Source organism: Bacillus cereus group sp. MYBK222-1 (assembly GCF_051916425.1).
Classification (GTDB): Bacteria; Bacillota; Bacilli; order Bacillales; family Bacillaceae_G; genus Bacillus_A; species Bacillus_A paranthracis.
This window is the reverse complement of sequence record NZ_JBQAGP010000001.1, coordinates 410,846-434,621: the sequence shown is the minus strand read 5'-3', so window position 1 is coordinate 434,621 and position 23,776 is coordinate 410,846. Positions and strand designations below refer to the sequence as shown.

Here is a 23,776-nt window from a genome sequence, read left to right as displayed (position 1 = left end):
CAATTGATAATATAAAAAAAATTACTCTTGCGGTAATTCTTTTTTTTCACTATGCTTATGAACCTTTGTCATTAGCTCGTATAACATTTTCTGTTCCTCTTCATTTAATACGTCATCAAAAAACGATGATTGAAATGCAAGTTGCTCTGGCAATGCTTTCTCTAAGGCAGCTTCCCCTTGCTCTGTCAGACTAATTGTTTTCGTTTTCCAATCTTGTTTTCGTACAATATATCCTTCTTTTTCAAGACGCGTTAACATTCGAGAAATACCGCCTTGTGTAACAGTTACCTTTTCAGCTAACTCCATTTGTGTTAGTGGTTGATACGTACGTATTTGCAAAAGCACATCAAATTGAGCAGTTGTTAAATCAAAACGTTTTAAAAACTCATTTGACATCTGATTACTTTGGTTCGTAAATCGTATTAAACGTAACCATATTAATGATCCTATCGTATTATCACGCATGTTTGATCACTTCCTATCGTGAATCTTACTATCACTTTACTACGCAAGTGATAAAAAAGCAAGAGAAAAAGTGAAAAATATCTCATTAAAGTATTACATAAATAACGATAAGAAAGAATTCATGTTTAAATGACTTCTTTCTTATCGTTATTCTTAACTTTCCCTATCATTCATTGCTATATGTAAAGCGCCTACTGCTTTGGGCCAACCAACATAAAAAGCCATATGTGTTATTAATGCAATCATTTCATTTTCTTTAATTCCATTTTGTTTGGCCAGTCGCAAATGAAATGGTAATTGTTCTGTATTACCAAGACTGATTAATACCGACACTGTACATAAACTCCTTTCTCTTAATGTTAAAGTGTCATCTCGCCACACTTCCTCGAACAATATTTTTTCACTATAATGAGCAAATGCAGGTGCCTTTTCTCTCATTTTCTCTTGAATACAATATTCAATGGATTCATTCATCATTTCACTCCCCCTTCACTTTTACCAATTGCGCCAATCCTTGACCAAACGACCAATTTTCAGCGGCTGTCTCGTTAAGTGTAATAAAAATGTCTGCACTTTTTATACTAGAACATTCAGAAACCCTCAAAGATATTGACTGATACAGATCGCGTTTCTGTTTTATCGTTCTTCCCGGTCCACATGTAATAGAAACATAAATCATATTCTCTGTTCTCTTTTCTCCTCTTTCTAATAAATAATATGGATCATATAAAAATTGATTTTGTTGATAAGGTACAAACATTTCAAAAAAATCATTTTCAGGGATGTTAAAATGTTTAATTAATGAAAGATGAATACATTCACCTATCTTTTTCAATTCTTCTTCATTTAATATATTTTCATGATAATAAACGTTCACAAAAGGCATATATTTTCACCCCTTTACTTAATTTAGCATTCAACAAAATATCATTGTGAAATGTGCAAAATCTCATATACTGTAGTACCTTTATTCGTTACCATATCAGGCTTTTCTTCATAAAAATTAAACTTACTATATCCCCATTTATCTGGATTATATACTATTACATTTCCTAAACAATTTTCTACCTTTTGATCCACAATGATAGATTGAATCCCACTCAATGATTCACTTTGAGAAATACTTCCTTCATATTCAACAACATATCTACATTTCTTAAAATCACTCTTTACATTAACAACTAATGGAACACCTATATTTATTTGTTGCCATCCAAAAGATTGTAAAATATTATCGTAATACCCTTCAAAGATAAATTTGTTCATTCCTTCATGACCATTCCAAATATATAAAGGTGCATAACAGTTATAGAAATTTCCGTCCTTATCTGCCTCAGTAATTAAATAAGCTTTAAAATTCAAGTCTTGAAAACCATCCGTTTTATACCCATTATCCTTTACCCTTTTCTTAATAATCTCCATATCATAATCTTTCGGCAAAATGACCTTATATTGCATTCCAATCATGTTTATCACTCACTTTCCATCTTATATACACAATGATAAACCGATGATTGACTAACGTAAAATAGGTATAAATTATGTTTGGTATCATTTATAATGATATCGTATAAGGGGCTGTGATAAATGGAAATAAATGATCTTATTATATTCAAAACTGTAGCTAGCGAAGGTTCTATTAGTAAAGCTGCGAAAGAATTAGGTTATGTTCAACCGAACGTAACTGAAAGAATAAAAAAATTAGAACAAGAGTTAGAAACACCTTTACTACATAGAGATAACAAAGGCGTTTCGTTGTTACCTTCTGGTGACATTTTACTAGACTACACAAATCAAATATTAACGCTAGTAGAAGAAGCGAAAGATAAAATTAAAATGTGTGGTTCTTCTTATATAATCGCGACGTCACAATCGATTTTGACTAATTATGTAAGTAAGCGTATTAAAGAAAATTTCAGGAATTATCAAATATATGTAGAAAATAGTAGTCATTTGCAAAAATTACTGCAGCAACAAAAAGTTGATATGGTCATTACTTATGAGGATTACCCGGACATATCGTTTAAAAAAGTATTTTCCACTTCAATTTCTATCGGCTTATTAAAACCGAAAGAAAAGTGTACCATTGAATTTTCAAAGGAACTCTTCTTCGTTAGTAATGACAAAAAGTGCCCTTTTAGGAATAAGACGATACAATTTCTAAAAGAAAATAATTTATCTCAGCGCCAACTTCAACAATTAGATTCTTATTCGCTTATAGAAGAGTTTATTCAGGACGGAAAAGGAATAGCCTTTTTACCAATTAAAAATGATAAATTAGTACCAATTGAAGATGTTCCAATTGAGAAATTAGCTGTTCATTTCTTTACGAACCAAAATTCTTTCAAACAAATCCCTGATGAACTATTTAATTAATATAATATTTATAAAAGAACTAAATTTACATACAGCAATAAAAATCCCTCCTTTCCGAATCTAAAAGAGGGATTTTCATATTCTATACAATTGATTTTTCACACATTTTGCTCCACTTCTGCACTTTTCTCCTTCTTATTCCGTTTCATATTCTTCAGTCCCTTAACCGTGCCAACTAATCCTTTCGGGAAAACTAGCAATACGATAATGTACAATACACCAAGAATAATCGTCCATCGTTCAAAGATCGGATACTCTGTAGCTAGTTCTGATAAATAATATTTTAGGGATTCAATAATTCCAGCTCCTGCAATGGCTCCAATTAACGTTCCAACGCCTCCAATCATCGTCATCAATAATGCATTTAATGTCATTTCAATTGAAAATACAGTTGTATTAACAAAGCGCAGTGTAATAACAAATAAACCACCGCTAATTGCAGCTACTACTCCTGCAACAATGCTAGCAATAATTTTATAATGAAGAACTTTATATCCTAATGCTTCAACACGTTGCTCGTTTTGTGAAATTGCCTTTAATACTTTTCCAATAGAAGATTTGGTAAAAAGACGTAACAGAACAAAAATGATAAGTAAACATATAAGTGTTACATAATAAAACGTAAAACGATCACGAAATACGTCTGGTACACCAAATGTAAAACCATCTCCTCCGTGAGTGAGCCCACGCCATTTTTCAGCAAGTACGAAAAACAACTGTGAAATAGCAAGTGTTAACATTGCATAAAAATGACTTTTCAGCCGTAAAGAAAGCAAACCAATTATATAACTAACAATGGCTGAAATGATAATTGCAGCTACTATCCCTATTAAAAAGTTCGTTATGGATACTCCTTGTCGATCAAATAAAAGTGCTACGCCATATGCTCCGATTCCAAAGAACATACAATGGCCGAACGATACAATTCCTGTATATCCAAGCAATACATCAAAACTCATTGCAAAAATAGCAAAGATGAAGATTTGAGTGAACAAAATTAACAAGCTCCGTGAATCATTTACGAATGGAAATACACTTAAACAAATGAGCATACATACTCCGAAGTATACTTTAATTCGATTTGATGTACTGTTCACCATTTCACCCCTTTTCACCAACAAGTCCATTTGGCTTCACGATTAAGAAAAACAGTAGCATTAACATATTGATTGCAAGTGATAAATCTGGTATAAAATACGCTGTAAAAGCACCAGCTAATCCGACAATTAAAGAAGCAATTGCTGAACCTTGTACGCTTCCTAATCCTCCAATGATTACTACTATGAAAGCTAAAATCGCATACTGCATACCCATTTCTGCGAAAATAACGCCTGAATACGGTGCTAATAAGAAACCTCCCAACGCTGCCATCCCTGCTCCTAATAAAAAGACGAAAGAAAATATCGCTTTTACGTTAATACCGAGCGCTTGAACCATCTCTTTATCCATTACGCCTGCGCGTATCATAAGACCTATCTTTGTTTTTTTGAGCAATAATAATAATGCAATGTATATGATAACCCCAATTATGATAACGAATAGACGATATTTAATTAATATAACGCCTCCAAATGTAAAACTTCCTTGTAGCCATAACGGTAACTTTGCACCAATTGGATTCGGTCCCCAAAATACTTTAATACATTCACTAAGTACAAGCATTCCTCCAAGCGTAACAAGAAGCTGGCGAACGTGATTTCCATATACCGGTCTAATAAGGAATCTTTCTAAAATGAATCCAAGGAACATTCCCATAGCTATTGCTCCAATTAAAGCTAATACGTAACTACCTGTCATATTAAATAGCCAAACACCTGTAAACGCTCCCCACGCAAATAAACCACCATGTGCGAAGTTTAGAACACTCATCAAACCGAAAATAAGCGAAAGACCTGATGCTAATAAAAAAATGAGCATCCCTGTTGAAATCCCATTTACAAATAAATTGATTAACACATCCATCCTTCTCACCCCGGATTCATGTTAAGAGATCCCTAAATATTTGTGACACATTTCCTTATCCTCTTTTAATTCATGCATAAAACCGTTATGAACAATTTTTCCGTTATCCATAATATAAAAGTAATCACCAATTTGACTAGCCATCATAAAATTTTGTTCAACGAGTAAAACTGTTGTTTTTTCCTTCATTTTCAAAATAGCTATCATTAATTTTTCTATCATAATGGGGGACAAGCCTTTACTCGGCTCATCAATAAGTAGTAAACCATCACTATTAATAAATGCTCTTGAAATTGCTAACATTTGCTTTTGTCCCCCGCTTAAGCGTCCGCTTTTTTTGTGCCAAAATTGCTTTAAATCTGGAAATAGTTCAAGCATCCATTCTATTTTTTCTTCCGCTTCTTCCCCCTTACCTCTAGCAAGAGCGAATGTTTCTTCTACTGTCAGATCGTGAAAAATACCTTGATTTTCTGGTACATACCCTATCCCTTTCCTTGAAATTAAATGTGTAGATAATCCATTTACTTGTGTACGATCATAATAAATTTCACCATGTGCGATATGGTGAAACCCCATAACCGAACGTAACGTCGTAGTCTTCCCTGCCCCATTTCTTCCAAACAGTACAGTAATCGTTCCTTTCTCGACAGTAAGAGATACCCCTTGTAAAATATGAAACTGATCTAAATACGTCTCTATATTATTCACTTGTAATAGTGCCACTATATAATCCCCCTAAATAAGCACTTTGTACACGCTCATCTTTCATAATTTCTTCGGGTAAACCTTCAGCCAATAACTCTCCATGAAATAAAACGATTAGATGGTCTGACAAACCTAGTACCATATCCATTTTGTGTTCAATAAGTACAATTGTACTCTCTGGATGTTTCTTAATATTTTCAATCACTTGTAGTATAGCTGGGACTTCCTCGACCGAAATACCTGCCGTCGGCTCATCAAGTAATAACACATCTGTTTTTAAAGCTAATAACATCGCAAGTTCTAGCTTTCTTTTCTCTCCATGTGCCAAATCTTTCGCTAATACATTCTCTTTCTCCTGAAGTAATACTGTTTTTAAGAAACGTCTCGCCTCTCCAACTTGTTGCTTTAATTTTGCTGGACTCGGGAAAAAACTATAGTAATCTTGTACGAATGATTGAACACTTAAACGGACATTTTCAAGTACCGTTAATTCTGGGAATATGTTTGTAAGCTGAAAAGAGCGACCGATTCCTAAGCGTGTTCGATCTGAAATCGATAGTTTTGTAATATCTTGCCCTTTAAAATACACTTCACCTGTTGTGGGTGAAATCTGTCCACTTAGTAAATTAAATAATGTTGTCTTACCCGCACCATTTGGCCCGATAATAGAAATGAGTTTTCCTTTTTGTACAGTTAAATTTACATCTTTAATAACATGATGCTCGCCAAAAGATACACTAAGATTTTTCGTTTCTAGCAAATGTGTCACGAAATCCCTCCCTTTAAAACTTTCAGTATGAAAGAAATACGTATAAAGAGGGTGTACCCCTCTTTATACGTAAACAACAGAAAATTCAGTCTATTTATTTTGAACTGGTGGTTCTGTTTCTTTCATCGTTAATTCTCGCTCTAACACTGGCACCGGATAATCAACACCATCTTGTTTTTTCAATGTGATAGAATACAGCGTCTGCATCGCTTGATGATCCTTCTCTCTAAATTTCATCTTTCCTTTCGGTGTATCAAATTCCATTCCTTCCATTTTCTTAATTAATGTATCTACATCTGTATCACCTTTTGTTTTCTTTAAAGCTTCTACAATTGAAATTGCCGCTGACATTCCTCCTGCTGTAAATAAATCTGGCACCGCACCATTAAATCGTTTTTTATGTTCTTCCACTAACCAATCATTCACCTTATTTTTCGGGAGTGTATGATAATAAACAGAAAAACCTTGCATTCCTACTAATGCATCCATCGTTTTTAATGCTGGTATATCTGGTGCACCTGTAGAAATTTTAATACCTTGCGCTTCCACATTCATATCTTTCAACTGTTTCCAAGGTGAATTCGCCCCTGCCCAAACGATAAATAAATAATCTGGTTTTGAGCTAATGATATTTTGAATATTAGCTGTGAAGTCAGTCGAATTTGTATCTGCATATTGCTCGTTTACAATGTTCGCACCTAATTTCTTTGCTCCAGCTTTAAACGCCGCAATTCCTTCACGGCCGTATGCGTTATCTTGTGCCAACGTTGCTATTTTCACATCTTTTTTAGCAATTGCTGCAGCACCAGCGACTGCATCTTGAGATGAATTTCTACCTGTTCTAAAAATATATTTATTCCAGTTCTTACCGGTAATACTATCAGCTACCGCCGGTTCTACAACCATTATTTTTTCATATTCTTCAGCTAGTGGTAAAACCGCTAATGTATCACTTGAACTAGACGATCCGACTAAAAAATCAACTTTCTCTTCTTCTAATAACTTCGTAGCTTTTTTAACCGCTACATCAGCTTTTGTTTCTGTATCTTCTACAACAAACTTAATCTTCTTTCCTTCCACTTTCCCAGTTCCATCCGTCGCATAGTCTAACCCTAATTCAAATCCGTTCACTGTTTGTTTTCCATATGATTCTAACGGACCTGTTAATGATGCAAGAACCCCTACCTTAATCGTCTTTTCATCCTCTGTACTTGTTTTCTTTCCTGAACAAGCTGCCGTTATGAATAACGATCCTAAAACACAACCAGTAGCCATCATTTTTAGCCATTTACGTTTTTTCATCGACATTGTGATCCTCCCCATACTTTTCTTTCTGTTAGAATCAAACACGCCAAAATTCCCCATCCGTAATTATGACTTTTTCTTTGAATCATACAAACAAATTTATTAAAAAATTAATGAAGTACCATTACATTCGCCGCCCCTTTCCAAATACCTCCATTTCCCATATATTCATTTAGTATTTTTCACCACCTAATCACAGTAGCTGCCCACGTATACCCAGTCCCTGCACTAACTACTACTGCAATATCTCCGGCCTGTAATTTCCCCTGTTCATTTGCAAAGTGAAGACCAATGCAAGGATCAAGCGCTGACATATGTCCATAATGATCTAAATATACAACTTGTTCTTCTGCTAGCCCTAGCCCCTGTATCAATTCTATTAACATAGAACGTTTTGTATGCAGTGGTAACAATACTTTAATATCTTTAGGAGTTAACCCACTTTTTCTTAACGCCTCCCGAATCACCTTGTCAAAATTAGGGATTGAAACCCGATCTAGACGTTCTTTCATACTAATAGGATCTATTACATCAATATAATGCTGTCGATTCTCAACTGTATCGTAGCTCGCAACCTGCTTCGATCCACCTGCTGGAATACGAACATCTTCATGAAATGAACCATCTGTTATAATCGCACTTCCTAATATTTCACCGTTTCTAGCGTCTTTTTTCACTAAAGCTGCACTTCCGCCATCAGCGAAATTAAACATAAAACGCGAACGTGGATTATCATAATCTACAATTTGAGATTCTTTACATCCACCTACTAATAATATATTTTCAATTGAGTTATCGGAGTAGAGCATATCTTTTGCGACTTTGAGAGCAATAGGAAAGCAAGAACTAACATTCATAATTTCAAAAGCATAAGCATTTTTCAATCCAAGTTCATGCTGAATTTTTGGGGCACTTGACCATACGTGGTAATCTTTATGTGGACTGCCAAAATAAATGACTACATCAATAGATTGAGGATCTACTTGTGATAATATTGGTTTTGCAGCAGCAATAGCTAAATCTGATGCATGCATCGTTTCATCTGCGACATGTTTTTCATATAATCCAAACTTTTCTATAATAATATGCTCAGGAATACCTGTTTTTTTAGATAGGTCTGCAGCCGTCTCTACGTCTTTTGGGAAGAAAACACCAGTCGCTTCAATCCCAATATTCATTAGAATACCCCTCCTTCTTTTGGCACCATCATTGTAGCTACACCTGTTAATACTAAATCTCCTTTTTGGTTATGACACTCTGTTAACAATTTCAAAACTCTCTTTTCCATCATAAATTCTTGTACTGTAGCCGTTGCTGTAATTGTATCTCCTATAAAAACTGGTGCTGTAAATTTAATAGTTTGCTCCATGTAAACGGATCCTTTTCCAGGTAAATGAATACCAAGCAATTGCGATAATAAACTAGAAGTTAGTAAACCATGTGCTATTCTTTGATTAAATCTAGTTTGTTTCGCATACTCATGATCAATATGGATTGGGTTAAAATCCCCACTTAAACCTGCAAATAATACAAAATCTGTTTCTGTAATTGTTTTACTACATGACGCCTGTTGACCAGTGATATATACCGTCATCTCTTCACCTGCTTTTCAATTGATTTGCTAACTGTGCTTTTTGAATTTTACCAGTTGCATTTTTTGGCAATTCCTCTAGAAAAACAATTTCTTTCGGTATTTTATATTTTGCTAGAAATAAACGACAATGCTCAATGACTTCTTTTTCAGTTAATACACTGCTACTCTTTTTCACAATAAAGGCGATTGGAGTCTCTCCCCACTTTACATGTTGCCTACCAACGACCGCTACCTCATATACGTCCGAAAGCTTATTAATGACTTGCTCTACTTCAAGTGGATAAATATTTTCACCACCGGAAATTATCATTTCTTTTTTTCTACCGACAATGTATACAAAACCATCTTCATCAACTCTAGCTAAATCACCCGTATATAACCAACCATCTTGAATCGCTTCTTTTGTTGCATCTGGCCGGTTCCAATACTCTTTCATTACATTCGGTCCTCTTATTAGTAACTCCCCAACTTCACCAACCTCAACTTTATTTTTGTTTTCATCAATAAGTTCATACTCACAAAACAGAACAGGTTTCCCAATCGAGCCTACTTTACGTCTTGCATCTTCTTCTGAAAGCATAAATACGGTTGGTGATGTTTCAGTCATACCGAAGCCTTGACCAAATAAAAATCCTCTATCTATAAATTCCCTCATCAACTCTTCTGGACAAGGGGCACCACCGTTATAAAACCAGCGAACTGATTGTAAATTTGTAGTCTCAAACTTTTCGCAATTCATTAATGCTTGATGAATTGTAGGTACTCCCATCACTACGGTCACTTTATGTTTTTCTATCATGGAAAGAGCTGTGGTTGGTTCGAATTTTCTTGGAATAATGATTACACCGCCTGCAAATAAAGTTGGAAATGCAAATAAACCAATTCCACCAATATGAAATAAAGGTAATAATACAATAGAGCGGTCGTGCATAGTTAAGTCAATCGCAAATGTATTATTAAGCGCATTCCAAAACATATTGTCTTGTGTAAGTACAGCTCCTTTCGGTTTTCCCGTTGTCCCTGAGGTATAACATATAATAAAGGATGCGCTTTCATTTATCTCTTCAAGGTTGTCACTTTTTCTATCTTCTATTTCTTTTAAACTTTTAATCAAAATAACTCTTTGAACATACGATACCTTATGCATTGACAGTGCCATATTTTGAAAGGTTTCCTCTACAAATAAAACTGTAGTTCCACTATCTTTTAACTGAAAGATAAGTTCATTTTCTGTTAACCGTATATTAAGTGGAACAGCAATACATTCTACTTTTGCTATAGCAAACAAAAGTACAATATATTCCAAGCTATTTTGTGATAAAATGGCTATCCTTTCTCCTTTTTGCACATTCAAGTCATAAATTAGATAGGCTGCTACTTTACTTACATACTCATGTAACTGTTTATATGTCATTTCCTCCTCTTCTGTAATAATGGCAATGCGATCTGGATGTAAATAGGACCGTTTTTCAATCCAATAAGCAATGCCCTGCATATTTCCCCCACTCCTTTATCTCTTTCTCAATCCTTCAAATATTAATGACATCGCTGCTTCAAATACATCTTCCGGAACATCTTTCTCTTCCCAATAACCCCATCGCATTCCTAGAAATTGCCCAATTGACATAAGACAATACGCAATTGTTTCTTTATCAAGTTGTTTAAACTCTCCCGCTTCCATACCAGCCGATAAACTTTTTAAAAATCCATTTGCGAGCTTTGCATAGTACCATCTATATAAGTTATCATCAACAACTACTGCCTGTTGTACAATATTATATAGATTAGGTCGATCTTTCACCCACCGAAAAAAAGCCTGAAAACCTCTTCTTTGTGCCTCTTCATAACTTGATATTCCCTTCATTTCTTCTTTAATAATTAAGCGTAACTCACGGTTCAATCTGCGAATCAATTCATCAAATATATCTTTTTTAGATGGAAAGTAATTATAGAAAGTTCCGTGTGCTACCTTTGCTTCTTGTGTAATATTCACGATAGAAGCCTCGTAATATCCTTTACTACCAAATATCTCTTCTGCAGCACACAATAATTTCTCTCTCGTTTCTAACCCTTTTGTTGTTAGATTTTTTACATCCATTATTATTTTTTCTGACACCTGAATCACCTCTTAGATTTGATTATAAATAAATTTCTGAATTTTACAATTATTACCGTTAGACAAAATCTGCAAGTGTTTTTCTACATACAAAAGGCCTAACTTAAAAATAAGTTAGGCCTTTCATCTTAATTAGAATTATTTTCTACTTTCTCTAATCCTTCAGCCAATTGTTTCTTATCTAGCCCTTCCCCTATTACTACTAAGTTCGTCGGGAAACCGAAGTCTTGTTCCAGTAAAGTTGGTACCCCAAATGAATATTGGAATAGGTGCGGGTATTTATCTCCATGGAATTTCACAAATCCTTTTACACGATAAATACTATCTGGTAAATTTGAAAGCCATTCATATAAATTGTCTTGATCAATCGATTTCGTAAATTGATATGTCATCGTTTGTATATGTAAATGCTGTTTGACATGTAGTGTCTCATGTTTCCCATCATTCATAAATTCAGCTTCTTCTATATCTTCTAAAGATATATTACAATATTTTGTTTCAAACAATTTTGCATGATTATTTATTGCTTTCACGTCTTCAATTACTTTGTTCTTATCCGCAAATGTTAGTAAATCTGATTTATTAATTAAAATATGGCTACCAAATTTCATTTGCTCATGCAGTAGCTGTTGCACATTTGCACTTAATATACTTCGATTTAACCACCTTACTGCATCTAAAACGACTACTATTGATTTCACTTCTAAGAAAGGTGCTAAAATTGGTGATACACATGCATCTAACACTTCAATTGGATGCGCAACACCTGTCGTTTCTATATAAATGACATCTGGTCTTTCTTGCTGATATAACGAATGTAATTGTATTTCAAGCTCTTCTTTTAACGTACAACAAATACACCCTTTAAGAAGTTCCCTTAAAACATTCTCTTTTCCAATAATATCTGTATCTACTGAGTATTCACCAATTTCATTCATTAACACTGCAACTTTTCTATTCTTCTTTTTCTCCGCTAACAATAAATTTTGTAATAATGTTGATTTTCCGCTACCTAAAAAGCCACCTAATATATGAATTTCTACTTTATTCATTTGATCTACCATCCATTTCTTTATTTCAAAACGCATTCAAAGCGTAATAATTACGATTTATATTTATTATTTTATTAAAAGAGTCGTGATTTGTAAATATATCTTCACTGTTCATTTACTTCATATGCAACTCGAATTCCAGACTCTATTGCTCCTTGCATCCACCCATGTGTTAATGTCGTATGCTCTCCTGCAAAGTGCACTTTTCCAGATGGTGGTGTAATATACGGAAATAACTCGAGCTCTTGACCTGGTTCAAAAGCTGTAAATGCACCGCAAGAATACGGATTTTGACTCCAGCTAAAAGATGTTCCCGTAACAAACTCACTATAGACGATATCACCGTATATTTCTGCTAAATTTTTTAATGCGTAACGAATGCGTTCTCTATCCGGTAAACTATCCCATGTTAACGCCTCATCTGCCCACGTATAACTCGCTAAAACGATAGCTGCCCCTGGTGTATGAATGCCATAACTCGGATAATATGTAAACCGTATCGGTAAATCTGTAATAGATTTACCTCCACACTGTCCCGCTTTCTCCCAAAATCTACTTTTAAACTCTATCGCAATTTTAGTTGCAGCAATATAATTTAATTCACGAATTGCTCGTCTTTTATAATAAGAGAATAGATTGTAAGGCTGAATTTCAACAAAACGTAAAGCTGAAAATGGGATCGTAACAATTGCAACATCACCTGTAACCATAAATCTCTCAATAGTTTGTTCATAGTTTACTTGCATCATCACTTTGCTATTTTCTTGTATAATTTTTTCAACCTTATACCGCATAAATATATTCTCATTTAACTGCGATAAAAATGCTTTTGGTAATGCATCCATCCCGCCCGTTATTTCATAATATTTCGTCGTTGAAGTAAAGAAGACCATTTCTCGTAATACTTCAATTAAAGACATTCCCATATACGCTTCCATATCAAGAAGTACACCAATCATATCTATTGCACCGTCTGAATAATATTCAGTTAAAAATGTGCCGAGCGAATATGCTTTATACTTTTTCTCAACAATACTCCAATTCTTATTAGGATCTTTCTTAATATAATTTAGAATCGGTTCTAATACCTCTAACATTAACTCTTCTGCCGTTTTACCTTTTTCCCTCTCTAAAATAGGATATCCAAGTATACTTGGATTTTTTTCGAATATGCTTAATCTCGTTTTAATATTATTCGTATAAATAATATCTGAAGCGGTTTTATTTATAAAAAGATTTAACGGTAATTTAAATTTACGAATGTAAGCTAAAGTTAACTTGTGTGTATCAGGAATTCGCATTGGTCCTGCATTAAAATATAAACCTCTGCTAAACGGTTCACGTATCGTATATATTCTTCCGCCTATTCGATTATTCGCTTCTAAAATTGTTATGTTATGACCTGCTTCTTTCAATAACGATGCTGCAACTAATCCTGAAATTCCTGCACCAACAACAATAATCTGTTTTGGCTCCTTCGTTTTAACGAGCCCCACATGAATAATATGGAGCATTCTTTCCATCGTTAATGGCTGCATCATGGCCTTTTCCCCTTCAATAAAGGATTTTATTGCATTATATTCGGTTAACTTACTTCCTATGTTTTATGCAAGAAATTGCACGGATACATTTTCAAATACTTGAATATCTTTTATAAAATGTAATAAACTAGATATGAATCTATAGAAGTAAGACGTATTATCTTACATAATAAAATCAATGAAATTGCGAGGAATTTTGAAATGAAAAAAGGTATTAACCGTGTTGTATTAGTCGGAACAGGAGCAGTTGGATGTAGTTATGCTTACTGCATGATTAACCAAGCTGTAGCTGAAGAATTTGTTTTAGTTGATGTAAACGAAGCAAAAGCTGAAGGAGAAGCGATGGATTTAAGTCATGCCGTTCCATTTGCTCCAGCTCCAACTAGAGTATGGAAAGGTAGCTACGAAGATTGTAAAGATGCTGACCTTGTAGTCATTACGGCTGGATTACCACAAAAGCCAGGTGAAACACGTTTAGATTTAGTTGAGAAAAACGCTAAAATCTTTAAACAAATCGTTCGCAGTATTATGGATAGCGGGTTTGATGGCATTTTCTTAATCGCAACAAATCCTGTAGATATTTTAACTTACGTAACTTGGAAAGAATCTGGTTTACCGAAAGAACGTGTAATCGGTTCTGGTACAACGCTTGATTCTGCTCGTTTCCGCTATATGTTAGGTGAGTACTTCGATATTGGTCCACACAACATTCACGCCTATATTATCGGAGAACATGGCGATACGGAACTTCCAGTTTGGAGCCACGTTTCCGTTGGTATCCAAAAACTACAGACACTGCTTGAAAAAGACAACACGTATAATCAAGAAGATTTAGACAAAATTTTCATAAACGTTCGTGATGCAGCTTACCATATTATTGAGCGAAAAGGTGCAACTTACTACGGTATCGGTATGTCACTTCTACGTGTTACTAAAGCGATTTTAAATGATGAAAATAGTGTATTAACTGTATCGGCTTACTTAGAAGGTCAATATGGTCAAAAAGATGTGTATATTGGTGTACCTGCTGTTTTAAATCGCGGCGGGGTTCGTGAAATTTTAGAAGTAGAATTAAGTGAAGACGAAGAATTAAAATTCGATCACTCAGTTCAAGTGTTGAAAGAAACAATGGCTCCTGTTCTTTAATATGTATAGCAAAAAGCAATCCAAATTATTTCGGATTGCTTTTTACTTTATTTTCTATTTTTTAATCGATTCCTCATTATTTACATCAAGTACATCTAAGAAAAAGATAAAGATTGGTATCCCGATAATAAGCCCCCATATTCCAAGGAAATGTTCTGAAAAGATGAGAATTATAAATGTATAAAAGATTGGTAAATTCGTTTTCGCAGACATAAACTTCGGGTTTAAAAAATAACTTTCAAGAGCATGGATGACTGTAATGAAAATAAGTATGTATACAACGTACATAACTCCGCCTACGTTATAAGCAATGATACTAAGTGGAAATAAAGAAATAATCACACCTGCAACTGGAATCAACCCTAGTAGAAAAATCATAACAGCTAATACGAGAAGCTGCGGAAATCCTAAAACAATTAATGCAATAACAGTAAGAATACAATTTACAACCGCAATTAAAAACTGTGCTTCAATTACTTTACCGAACGATCTTGCAAACCTTTCGCCAAAATATGCGATTTCCTCATAAAAAATCTTTAGCTTACTCTCTTTAAATTTAGAAGTAAAGGTAATAATACGCTCCTTCTCTAATAAGAAAAATAAGCTTAATATGAGAGACAATAATATTTGTAAACTTACCTTCCCTATATTTGCTATCGATTGATAGATGACATCTACACCTTGTTCTATATACTTTGATACTTCCATTCCGTTAATTGTCGAAAGTGCATATTTAATGATTTCATTATCAGGCGGGTTTTGAAAGAACAATTTAAATTGATAAATCAATTGCGAAATTTGTATCGTTAACACAGGTAAATATTTATACAATGTCGTGCCAATAAAGGAAACTAATATGATATACAAACAGGCGATAACAATTTTCCGGTTCACTTTCAATTTTTTTGAAATAAAACGTTGAAATCGATCCATTAAAAATGTCAGTATAAACGTAATTAATATTAAGTTGATCATACTTTTTAATCCATATAATACAAGCGCTACTATTATTAAAACGAGAAACCGTTGAAACCCTCTACTTCGAAAAAAATTTTTCACTTCATTCATTAAGATTTAACCTCCCCCTTCAATGGATGGAAATTGAATATATTACATTTTATGAACTTCTATAGACAATCTTTCTTACTAATTAGAAAGAATCCTTTTTTTCTTTTTATATTGTTAGATTCTATTTATATTAGCCCACCTAATTACTTCAGTTGAGCTCTTTTTTTCGTTTAACCTTTTACAATTTAGGTGGTTTTCTATTTTTAGACTGCTGCTCATACGCATATCCAATATTGAAAAGCTCTTTTTCACCAAACTGTTTCCCTACAAACACTACACCGATTGGTTCTCCATTTTTATCATATCCAGCAGGAACCGCTAATTCCGGATAACCAGCTACAGCGGATAGAAGAACTTCATCGTTATTAATCATAACTAGAGCATCCAAACCTTTTTCTACTAAATATCTATCTAGCTCTTTTCTTGCATTTTTTTGACTCGTTTGCACTACTTTTTCAAACTCATCTTTCGTTGTAGCAGATTTTTCAGATCCCTCAATTAATGTTTGTCCATATTTTATTCGTCTATTACTATCCTTTTTATTAAACGCTATAATCTCTTCTAACGATTTTACCGGTACATTTTTTTGCTTTGAAAGAAAATCGTTAACATTATGTTTGAATTCATATTCTAATATTTGTAGATTATCTACACCCTCAGCGTTTAACTGAATATCATCAGTCACTATTGCACCTGCATCTTGAAGGTCTTTTCTTATCTTTTGTGCTACTTCTTTTCTATTGTCATCTTGTCGATCTATTGAAAATAGTACTCCTACTTTTTTCCCTTTCAAACCGTCTATTGATAAGTCCTTCGTATAATCCATTCTTTCTTTATCTTTCATTTTTTCTGTCATAGCATCTTTTTCATCATAACTTACCATTATGTTAAATAACGTTGCCGCATCCTTTACCGTTCTTGCCATCGGCCCTGCTGTATCAAGCGTTTCAGCTAACGGAATAATGCCTGATCTACTCACCATACCTAGTGATGGACGTAATCCAACTACTGATTGCTGCGTCGCTGGTGCTACAATTGATCCAGTCGTTTCTGTCCCGATTGCAAGCGGTGCAAAATCTGCCGCAACTACTGTAGCAGATCCAGAGCTTGATCCTGATGTATCAAACGTAATCGGACCATACGGATTCAAATTTTGTCCTTTTTTCCCGCTATATCCGCTAGGCATTGTAAAGGATAAATAATTTGCCCACTCAGACATATTCGCTTTTCCTAAAACAAAAGCACCTTCTTCTTTCAACTTTTTCACAATCGTCGCATCCTCATCTGCAACCCAATCTTTTAACACATATGTTCCTGCACTAGTCGGCATCACTTTTTCCGTCTGTACATTATCTTTTACAACGACAGGAATACCATATAAATTCGACTTTTTGTTTCTACCTCGCTCTTGATCTAACTTTCTTGCTTCTTCCATCGCATTAGGATTTATCTCTGTAACAGCATTTAATGTTATTCCATTTTGATCATGTTCTTGTATTCTAAAGAGATAAATACTCGTTAATTCTTCATATGACAACTTTCCATCATCAATCATTTTTTGAAGCTCATCTACAGTCGCATTTACGACTTCTTTTTCTTTCATCTTTACATTTTCTATATTAATTCCTTTAAGCTGATTATGTATCGGTTGTAGCACTCTTTCTTTATCATATACAATACGCTCAGGTTCCTTTGGAAAATAATTTTTATACATGTAATATCCGCCGGCACACGCTAATAAGACAACGCCTCCAGCGATAGACAGCGTTCCCTTTACCCATTTCTTCATGTTGCTTCCTCCACTCTATAAGGTGCTTCGTTATACGAAAAAGAGAGTTACTTTTTACTTAACTCTCTCCAATCGAAATGCCAAATGAAAAAATGAAAGATTTCAATCTAATTACTTCTTTTTTTGCATTTGCTTCGCTAACATTTCTTTCACTTGATTATACGTTAACCCTGAATTTTTATTTAAACGCTTTACTTCCTCGACATCAGTACCTACCACTGTATATTTTTTCTCATCATTCATTTTTCTAGCTCCCTTCTCACCGGATTATTTCTTATATTTCTTCCCTAAATGCGCATAAATTAACACCACTACAAAAAAGGAAGCTGTTTTTAAGCACAGCTTCCTTCTCGTTACATATTGTATTTCTTAATAAAATTTCACTACATCTTCAGTAGGCAAGAACGTTCTTTCTGCTGGTTGTTCGTTTGGTTCACCAAATGGCATTTGACCTACTAAGCTCCACTCTGCTGGAATATTCCAAGTTTCTTTCACTTCAGCATCTACGATTGGGTTGTAATGTTGTAATGACGCCCCAATTCCTTCAGCAGATAATAACATCCACACAGTATGTTGTAACATCGCATTTCCTTGATGAGACCAGAATGGGAACTGCTCTTTATATAATGGTGCGTTTTCTTGCATTTTTTCTACAGTTGCTTGATCTTCAAAGAATAGAACTGTTCCTACACCTGCATGAAAACCTTTTAGTCTTTCTACAGTCGCTTCAAAGTTTTCTGCTGGTACGCGGGCTCTTAATGTTTCTTTCACAATATCCCAAAACTTTTCATGCTCCCCATCCATTAATACAACCATACGACCACTTTGCATATTGAAAGATGTTGGTGCGTGTAAAGCTGTTTTTAGCACTTCTTCAATTCTTTCTTTCGTAATTGCATCATTTTTTGTTACTTTACGAATGGAACGGCGGTTCACGATTGCTTCTTTTAAGTTTGTTGTAGTTGTTGACATTTTAATTCCTCCAAATGTTTGTTTTATAATTTATTTTGTTATTTCATAACAAGCGAATTAGCAATATCCATCGGTATTACATTGCATACCTTCAAATGAATTTGTTTTATCCTTTTCAATTTCTTTATCAATGACCCTTTGTAGCGTTTCTTTACTAGCAAGCCCTTGAATGACTTCATCTCCAATCATGACAGTTGGAACAGCCATAATATTCGCTTCATCATATGCGTGCTGAATTGCTTCTTGATGCTTTTCCTTATATTTACGACTTACTAAAACATCTTTAAATTCCGCCTCAGGAAGTCCTACTTCTACCGCTAATTTTGTTAACACATCAATATCTTCAATGTTTTGCTCTTCTTGGAAAAATGCTGTGAATACGCGGTGATGATACTCATTACCTAGTCCACGTTCTTTCGCAAATTGACACCCTTCGAAAGCTAAATGTGTATATGGATGCGGAGAAACACGTGGCAAACGCATATCAATTCCTAACTTCTTCGCTGTCGGAAGAATGAAAGCATCCCATGAACCTAATTTTTCTGGCTCATTCCATGGATCTATTTTTGAATATGGACTTGGACGTAATTCAAATGGCATCCATTCAATTTCTACATCTTTCTCTTTCGCTACTTCATCTAATGGACCTTTTGCTAAAAAACAAAATGGACATATAAAATCTGAGTATACTTTCATTTTTACAGTCATAACTTTTACACCTTACCTTTATAGTTGTAACCACATAAGTTACATTAATGTTAAAAAAATATAAATATGATTTAAGCATTCATTTTTTCTTGCAAAGTTTCAAACAGCTGCCCCATCGTAATATTTCTCAAAACTTCTTCCATCGCGGATTGTGCTTGAATTAAAATAATTTCTAACACCGCTTGAATATTCGCCCCAATTGGACAATCTGGATTCGGTTGCTCATGAATGTGAAATAATTTATCCTCTTCCACTACATTCACTGCATGATACACATCTAACAATGTGATTTCATGTAAATCCTTTAGTAAACCTGCGCCACCCGGTCCACGATTTACGTAAACAAAGCCAGCTTGTTTCAAGTACGACATCATCTTACGAATGACTACTGGATTTGTATTGACACTCTCAGCCATATAGTCTGAAGTACAAAGTGAAGATGGATTGTTTTTCAAAATAGATAAAATATGAACAGCTATGGAAAAGCGGCTACTAATTTTCATCGTAATCACCACCTCGATGTAATCATTATAGTTACAACCAAAAAATAAGTCAATCCTTTTCACATATTTTTTATAAGTAAATTAAAAAGTGTCCCATTATAATATACGAGACACCTCTTTTTATTCTGCAAATAGCGCCTGAAATTCTTCAATAAATAGCTGCACAGCGATTGAAGAATCCCTTAATGAAGGAACAGCTAAAGCAATTTCTCTCCATACTTGCGGTTCCAATTCTCTCGTTTGCACATTCTGTGGTAAATTCGTTAAAGATAATTCAGCTAATATTGCAATGCCTAATCCTTCTTGAATCATATTTAAAGCTGTCGTAACTGTCGAAATTACATACTCAGCCCGAAGTGGTACGTTTGCTTGTTTAAACATATCGATAATGGGTGGTTCGTATCCGCCCTTACATAATATGATCGGTTCATTCTCCAAATCACGAATTGTAATAGCATCCTTCTTGCAAAGAGGATGATCCTCTCTTAAAATAACAACCATTTTCCCCTTCGTTAATGGAACAATCTCCATCTCTTTATTAGGTAAAATAACAATCCCTATATCAACAACCCTCGATACTAACCAATCTTCAACTTCTTTAATCGTTCCTTCACAAAGAACGACTTCTAAGTTCGGATACTTCTCCTTAAAATGGTTTATCATTTTCGGTAAGAAATGTGCAGAAGCACTCGGAAAACTCCCAATTCGAATCGTCCCCACTTCGTGTCCTTTCTCCATCGCAACTTCTTGTTCAATCTTCTCTACACCGTTCAAAATCTCTCTAATATGTACAAGAATTCTGTTTCCTACATCCGTAACGAGTAATCCTTGTCGTTTATCACGTATAAGAATCGTAACTCCTAACTCTGACTCAATACTTGAAATCGCATGACTTACTGCTGGCTGCGTCATATTTAACACCCGAGCAGCCTTCGTAAAACTACCTAACTCAACAGTTTTTATTAATACTTGTAGTTGTGTAATGGTCATAACTAATCGCTTATACTCCTCATAAAAAAGATTCATTTTATTTATTACAGTCGATATCATATCATAGTGAAATGAATAACATCAAGGAGGTCTTACAGTGACACAGCTTTCTCGAACTAAGACGGCCATCATCCTTACCTTTCTCGTTTTCATGTGGGGAATCAATTGGCCTTTATCTAAGTTTGCCCTGCATTATACACCACCCGTTTTATTTGCAGGCGTTCGAACTTTAATTGGAGGATTCATTTTACTCCTGTTCGCATTACCAAAATACAAAGAGTTACACTTAAAAGAAACTTGGCATTTATACGTTATTTCTTCTTTACTTAATATCATTATATTTTACGGATTACAAACTGTCGGCCTTCAATATATGCCCGCTGGTCTATTTTCCGCCATCGTATTTCTACAACCCGTTTTACTTGGTATTTTCTCGTGGATATGGCTTGAAGAATCAATGTACGGTTTAAAAATTTTCGGGCTTATACTCGGATTTATTGGCGTAGGTGTTATTAGCTCAAGCAGTTTAACTGGACATATTTCTATTATCGGGATTCTTCTCGCGATAGGATGCGCTATTGGCTGGGCACTTGGAACCGTATTTATTAAGAAGACTGGGCATCGCGTTAATTCCATTTGGATGGTAACACTGCAACTTATTATTGGCGGACTTTGCTTAATTGGATTTGGATCAGAGTTTGAAAGGTGGTCTAGTATCGCTTGGAGTATGCCGTTTGTTAGTGTACTACTCTTTATTTCATTCTTTGTTATTGCAATGGGGTGGCTTGCATACTTCACACTCGTTGGAGCTGGTGAAGCAAGTAAAGTTGGGGCTTATACATTTCTCATTCCTCTAATCGCTATTATTGTAAGTTCAATTTTCTTACATGAAGCCATTACTATTAGCTTATTCATCGGACTATTATTTATTGTAGTGAGTATTTGTTTCGTAAATATAAAGCCGAAAACACTTGCTGTAAGGCAGCAGGTTGAAGTGAAATAAATTGACATAAGAAGGAGCCTACTGATTGTAGGCTCCTTCTTATCGTTTCATGAGTAAAGGTACTTAGAATTTTAACAAACCGAATTTTTTTATTGTATGATGATAATTAAGTAGTAAAAATATTATCTCTAGTACAGATGGATGAATTTGTAATTCCAATTATAAGGGGGAGTTATATGGTTTTACATTATAACGAATTTGGAGATACAAACTCTCCACTTATGGTTTTTATTCATGGGGGTGGAGTCAGTGGATGGATGTGGGACAAACAAATTAAACATTTTACTAACTTTCACTGCCTTGTTCCTGATTTACCTGCGCAAGGAAAAAACAGAAGTAAAGAGCATTTCTCAATAAACTTTAGTGCTGAAAAAATCATAGAACTAATTGAAGAAAAAGGACAAAATAAAACTGTTATAGTAATTGGGTTTTCATTAGGTGCTCAAGTGTTAATTACGATGCTTAGCATGAAACCCAACTTAATCCAATATGCCATGATAAATAGTGCTTTAGTCAAACCCATTCCTTTTGCTAGCAAATTTATAAAATCTATCGCGTTAACCTACCCTCTTATAAAGAGTAGGACGTTTTCGAAAATACAAGCCAAATCAATGTACATAGATAAAGAATACTTTGACCACTATTATTATGATAGTTGTCAAATAAGTAAAAATACCGTCATAAGGATACTAGAAGAAAACATGTCGTTTACAATACCAAAAAACTTTGAGAATGCTAATAGTAATATATTAGTAACTGTTGGAGAAAACGAAAAAAGAATAATGAAAGACTCGTTGACTAAAATCCTTGAAAGTAATCCCCATTGCACAGGTGTTATTATTTCTAAAATTGGTCATGGAATTTCTTTAGCGAACCCTAAGCTATTTAATACTTTAATTGAAAACTGGCTAGAACATGATTCCTTGCCAGAAGACGTAATGACCATCAATTGATTTCCATGAATCAATCCTTTTTGTTATATAGTGACTATAACAATATTGCTATGCTCATTTTACTAATCCCTAATATTAATAAAAAGGTCTCATTATTTTCAATGAGACCTTTCAATATTACTTAATTACTTATTTTTTACGACGTACCATAAAAACACACGTACCTACCGAAGATACAATCGCCAAAATAGATAAAACAATTGCTATCAATTGCATATTACTAGTACCTTCATTCTTTTCTACATTAGATACTTCACCATGTTCTCCTGTTAATGACGTACCTTTTGCAATTGTAGTAAGTGAATGCGGTTTTTCAGCTTTCTCATCGCCTGTCCATTCAACAATTTCTCCGTCTTTATATTGTTGATATGCATCCCAAGCTATTTTTTGTTCTTTATCCGGATTTTTAGCGACGAAAGTAAACCGCTGGAATTGGCCAGGTAAAATCCCTTCTCCTGTTGCTTCCCATACTACAGTTTTCACTTTTCCGGCACTATCTTTTTGCTCTTCCATTTTCCACCCTGGCACTGGTTCATACTGTTGGAATTCCACACCAGACGGTATTTTCAGTGTAACTTTTGTTGTTGCTACATTCTTTTCAACTGGTACTTTTATCGTGTAAGTCTCCCAAGAGCCGATGTCAGAAGTTGCTGGCTTCACAGTGACGTGCGCACTAACAGGTAACGAAAAAATTCCCATTGCAATTACTGTTGCTATCATTGTTGTTCCTAATTTTTTTATACGTTTCATTTTCAATTA

General features: G+C 34.5%; 27 protein-coding genes. 4 read left to right on the top strand and 23 right to left on the bottom strand.

From position 1 onward, the window contains the following. Positions 1-21 precede the first annotated feature (21 nt). From ACTFR9_RS02250 to ACTFR9_RS02235, 4 genes are all read right to left on the bottom strand, one after another. The gene (locus ACTFR9_RS02250; protein ID WP_001205518.1) at positions 22-465 is read right to left on the bottom strand and encodes a MarR family winged helix-turn-helix transcriptional regulator; all 444 of its coding nucleotides are present in this window, start codon (positions 463-465) and stop codon (positions 22-24) included. A 153-nt stretch (positions 466-618) separates the two neighbouring features. Further along, positions 619-942: a carboxymuconolactone decarboxylase family protein gene (locus ACTFR9_RS02245; protein WP_000980848.1), complete on the bottom strand. Its 324-nt coding sequence runs from the start codon at positions 940-942 to the stop codon at positions 619-621. A gap of 1 nt (position 943) precedes the next feature. Continuing rightward, positions 944-1,351: a tautomerase family protein gene (locus tag ACTFR9_RS02240; RefSeq protein ID WP_001117248.1), complete on the bottom strand. Its 408-nt coding sequence runs from the start codon at positions 1,349-1,351 to the stop codon at positions 944-946. 41 nt (positions 1,352-1,392) lie between these two features. Continuing rightward, the gene (locus ACTFR9_RS02235; protein WP_000579901.1) at positions 1,393-1,932 is read right to left on the bottom strand and encodes a DUF4865 family protein; all 540 of its coding nucleotides are present in this window, start codon (positions 1,930-1,932) and stop codon (positions 1,393-1,395) included. Positions 1,933-2,052: 120 nt separating this feature from the next. On the opposite strand from ACTFR9_RS02235, the gene ACTFR9_RS02230 reads away from it, so the two are divergent. Beyond that, on the top strand, positions 2,053-2,841 hold the full coding sequence (locus ACTFR9_RS02230; protein WP_000405007.1) for a LysR family transcriptional regulator: 789 nt from the start codon (positions 2,053-2,055) through the stop codon (positions 2,839-2,841). Between the two features lie 98 nt (positions 2,842-2,939). On the opposite strand, the gene ACTFR9_RS02225 is transcribed toward ACTFR9_RS02230, so the two are convergent. The 11 genes from ACTFR9_RS02225 to ACTFR9_RS02175 form a co-directional block, all read right to left on the bottom strand. After that, positions 2,940-3,893, bottom strand: coding sequence for a branched-chain amino acid ABC transporter permease (locus ACTFR9_RS02225; RefSeq protein ID WP_061536843.1), 954 nt, complete (start codon positions 3,891-3,893; stop codon positions 2,940-2,942). Positions 3,894-3,942: 49 nt separating this feature from the next. Continuing rightward, positions 3,943-4,803, bottom strand: coding sequence for a branched-chain amino acid ABC transporter permease (locus tag ACTFR9_RS02220; RefSeq protein ID WP_000382789.1), 861 nt, complete (start codon positions 4,801-4,803; stop codon positions 3,943-3,945). A gap of 21 nt (positions 4,804-4,824) precedes the next feature. Beyond that, positions 4,825-5,526, bottom strand: a complete 702-nt coding sequence (locus ACTFR9_RS02215) for a branched-chain amino acid ABC transporter ATP-binding protein (protein ID WP_440048937.1) — start codon at positions 5,524-5,526, stop codon at positions 4,825-4,827. After that, complete coding sequence (locus tag ACTFR9_RS02210; RefSeq protein ID WP_000149327.1) at positions 5,504-6,277, bottom strand: ABC transporter ATP-binding protein; 774 nt, start codon at positions 6,275-6,277, stop codon at positions 5,504-5,506. Before ACTFR9_RS02210 ends, ACTFR9_RS02215 begins: the two co-directional genes overlap by 23 nt. Positions 6,278-6,367: 90 nt before the next feature. Beyond that, positions 6,368-7,585 carry a substrate-binding domain-containing protein gene (locus ACTFR9_RS02205; protein WP_000061985.1) on the bottom strand — a complete coding sequence of 406 codons (1,218 nt, stop codon included), beginning with the start codon at positions 7,583-7,585 and terminating at the stop codon, positions 6,368-6,370. 179 nt (positions 7,586-7,764) lie between these two features. Then, positions 7,765-8,760 carry a 3-oxoacyl-ACP synthase gene (locus tag ACTFR9_RS02200; protein ID WP_001020494.1) on the bottom strand — a complete coding sequence of 332 codons (996 nt, stop codon included), beginning with the start codon at positions 8,758-8,760 and terminating at the stop codon, positions 7,765-7,767. Further along, positions 8,760-9,176 carry a MaoC family dehydratase gene (locus ACTFR9_RS02195; RefSeq protein ID WP_000219483.1) on the bottom strand — a complete coding sequence of 139 codons (417 nt, stop codon included), beginning with the start codon at positions 9,174-9,176 and terminating at the stop codon, positions 8,760-8,762. The genes ACTFR9_RS02200 and ACTFR9_RS02195 overlap by 1 nt, the downstream gene beginning before the upstream one ends. A 4-nt stretch (positions 9,177-9,180) precedes the next feature. Then, positions 9,181-10,671 carry an o-succinylbenzoate--CoA ligase gene (locus ACTFR9_RS02190; protein ID WP_001161515.1) on the bottom strand — a complete coding sequence of 497 codons (1,491 nt, stop codon included), beginning with the start codon at positions 10,669-10,671 and terminating at the stop codon, positions 9,181-9,183. A gap of 15 nt (positions 10,672-10,686) precedes the next feature. Then, positions 10,687-11,292, bottom strand: coding sequence for a TetR/AcrR family transcriptional regulator (locus tag ACTFR9_RS02185; protein ID WP_001290794.1), 606 nt, complete (start codon positions 11,290-11,292; stop codon positions 10,687-10,689). A 128-nt stretch (positions 11,293-11,420) separates the two neighbouring features. After that, positions 11,421-12,344 carry a CobW family GTP-binding protein gene (locus ACTFR9_RS02180; RefSeq protein ID WP_086707954.1) on the bottom strand — a complete coding sequence of 308 codons (924 nt, stop codon included), beginning with the start codon at positions 12,342-12,344 and terminating at the stop codon, positions 11,421-11,423. A gap of 104 nt (positions 12,345-12,448) precedes the next feature. After that, complete coding sequence (locus tag ACTFR9_RS02175; protein WP_073541028.1) at positions 12,449-13,885, bottom strand: flavin monoamine oxidase family protein; 1,437 nt, start codon at positions 13,883-13,885, stop codon at positions 12,449-12,451. Positions 13,886-14,086: 201 nt separating this feature from the next. Here ACTFR9_RS02175 and ACTFR9_RS02170 point away from each other — a divergent pair, with 201 nt between their 5' ends. Then, on the top strand, positions 14,087-15,031 hold the full coding sequence (locus ACTFR9_RS02170) for an L-lactate dehydrogenase (protein ID WP_000715321.1): 945 nt from the start codon (positions 14,087-14,089) through the stop codon (positions 15,029-15,031). Positions 15,032-15,085: 54 nt separating this feature from the next. Here the strand turns inward: ACTFR9_RS02170 and ACTFR9_RS02165 are convergent, their stop codons facing one another. The 7 genes from ACTFR9_RS02165 to ACTFR9_RS02135 all read right to left on the bottom strand — a co-directional run bounded on the left by ACTFR9_RS02165 (position 15,086) and on the right by ACTFR9_RS02135 (position 21,061). Then, on the bottom strand, positions 15,086-16,099 hold the full coding sequence (locus ACTFR9_RS02165; RefSeq protein ID WP_001006585.1) for an AI-2E family transporter: 1,014 nt from the start codon (positions 16,097-16,099) through the stop codon (positions 15,086-15,088). Positions 16,100-16,277: 178 nt separating this feature from the next. Then, positions 16,278-17,888, bottom strand: a complete 1,611-nt coding sequence (locus tag ACTFR9_RS02160) for an amidase family protein (protein WP_000759428.1) — start codon at positions 17,886-17,888, stop codon at positions 16,278-16,280. Between the two features lie 111 nt (positions 17,889-17,999). Then, complete coding sequence (locus ACTFR9_RS02155) at positions 18,000-18,131, bottom strand: hypothetical protein (protein ID WP_000997344.1); 132 nt, start codon at positions 18,129-18,131, stop codon at positions 18,000-18,002. Between the two features lie 126 nt (positions 18,132-18,257). Next, positions 18,258-18,860, bottom strand: a complete 603-nt coding sequence (locus ACTFR9_RS02150) for a nitroreductase family protein (protein WP_000108570.1) — start codon at positions 18,858-18,860, stop codon at positions 18,258-18,260. Positions 18,861-18,917: 57 nt separating this feature from the next. After that, the gene (locus ACTFR9_RS02145) at positions 18,918-19,568 is read right to left on the bottom strand and encodes a DsbA family oxidoreductase (protein ID WP_000216680.1); all 651 of its coding nucleotides are present in this window, start codon (positions 19,566-19,568) and stop codon (positions 18,918-18,920) included. Between the two features lie 71 nt (positions 19,569-19,639). Continuing rightward, positions 19,640-20,071, bottom strand: coding sequence for an Rrf2 family transcriptional regulator (locus ACTFR9_RS02140; RefSeq protein ID WP_000704088.1), 432 nt, complete (start codon positions 20,069-20,071; stop codon positions 19,640-19,642). A gap of 120 nt (positions 20,072-20,191) precedes the next feature. Beyond that, positions 20,192-21,061: a LysR family transcriptional regulator gene (locus ACTFR9_RS02135; RefSeq protein ID WP_000156779.1), complete on the bottom strand. Its 870-nt coding sequence runs from the start codon at positions 21,059-21,061 to the stop codon at positions 20,192-20,194. Between the two features lie 97 nt (positions 21,062-21,158). On the opposite strand from ACTFR9_RS02135, the gene ACTFR9_RS02130 reads away from it, so the two are divergent. Continuing rightward, entirely contained in the window at positions 21,159-22,064 is a 906-nt protein-coding gene (locus tag ACTFR9_RS02130; RefSeq protein WP_000192795.1) for a DMT family transporter, read from the top strand. Positions 22,065-22,240: 176 nt separating this feature from the next. Further along, positions 22,241-23,017 carry an alpha/beta fold hydrolase gene (locus ACTFR9_RS02125; RefSeq protein WP_229136404.1) on the top strand — a complete coding sequence of 259 codons (777 nt, stop codon included), beginning with the start codon at positions 22,241-22,243 and terminating at the stop codon, positions 23,015-23,017. Between the two features lie 129 nt (positions 23,018-23,146). Here ACTFR9_RS02125 and ACTFR9_RS02120 read toward each other — a convergent pair whose 3' ends face one another. Beyond that, on the bottom strand, positions 23,147-23,767 hold the full coding sequence (locus ACTFR9_RS02120) for a YcnI family copper-binding membrane protein (protein WP_000821410.1): 621 nt from the start codon (positions 23,765-23,767) through the stop codon (positions 23,147-23,149). Between the last annotated feature and the right edge of the window lie 9 nt (positions 23,768-23,776).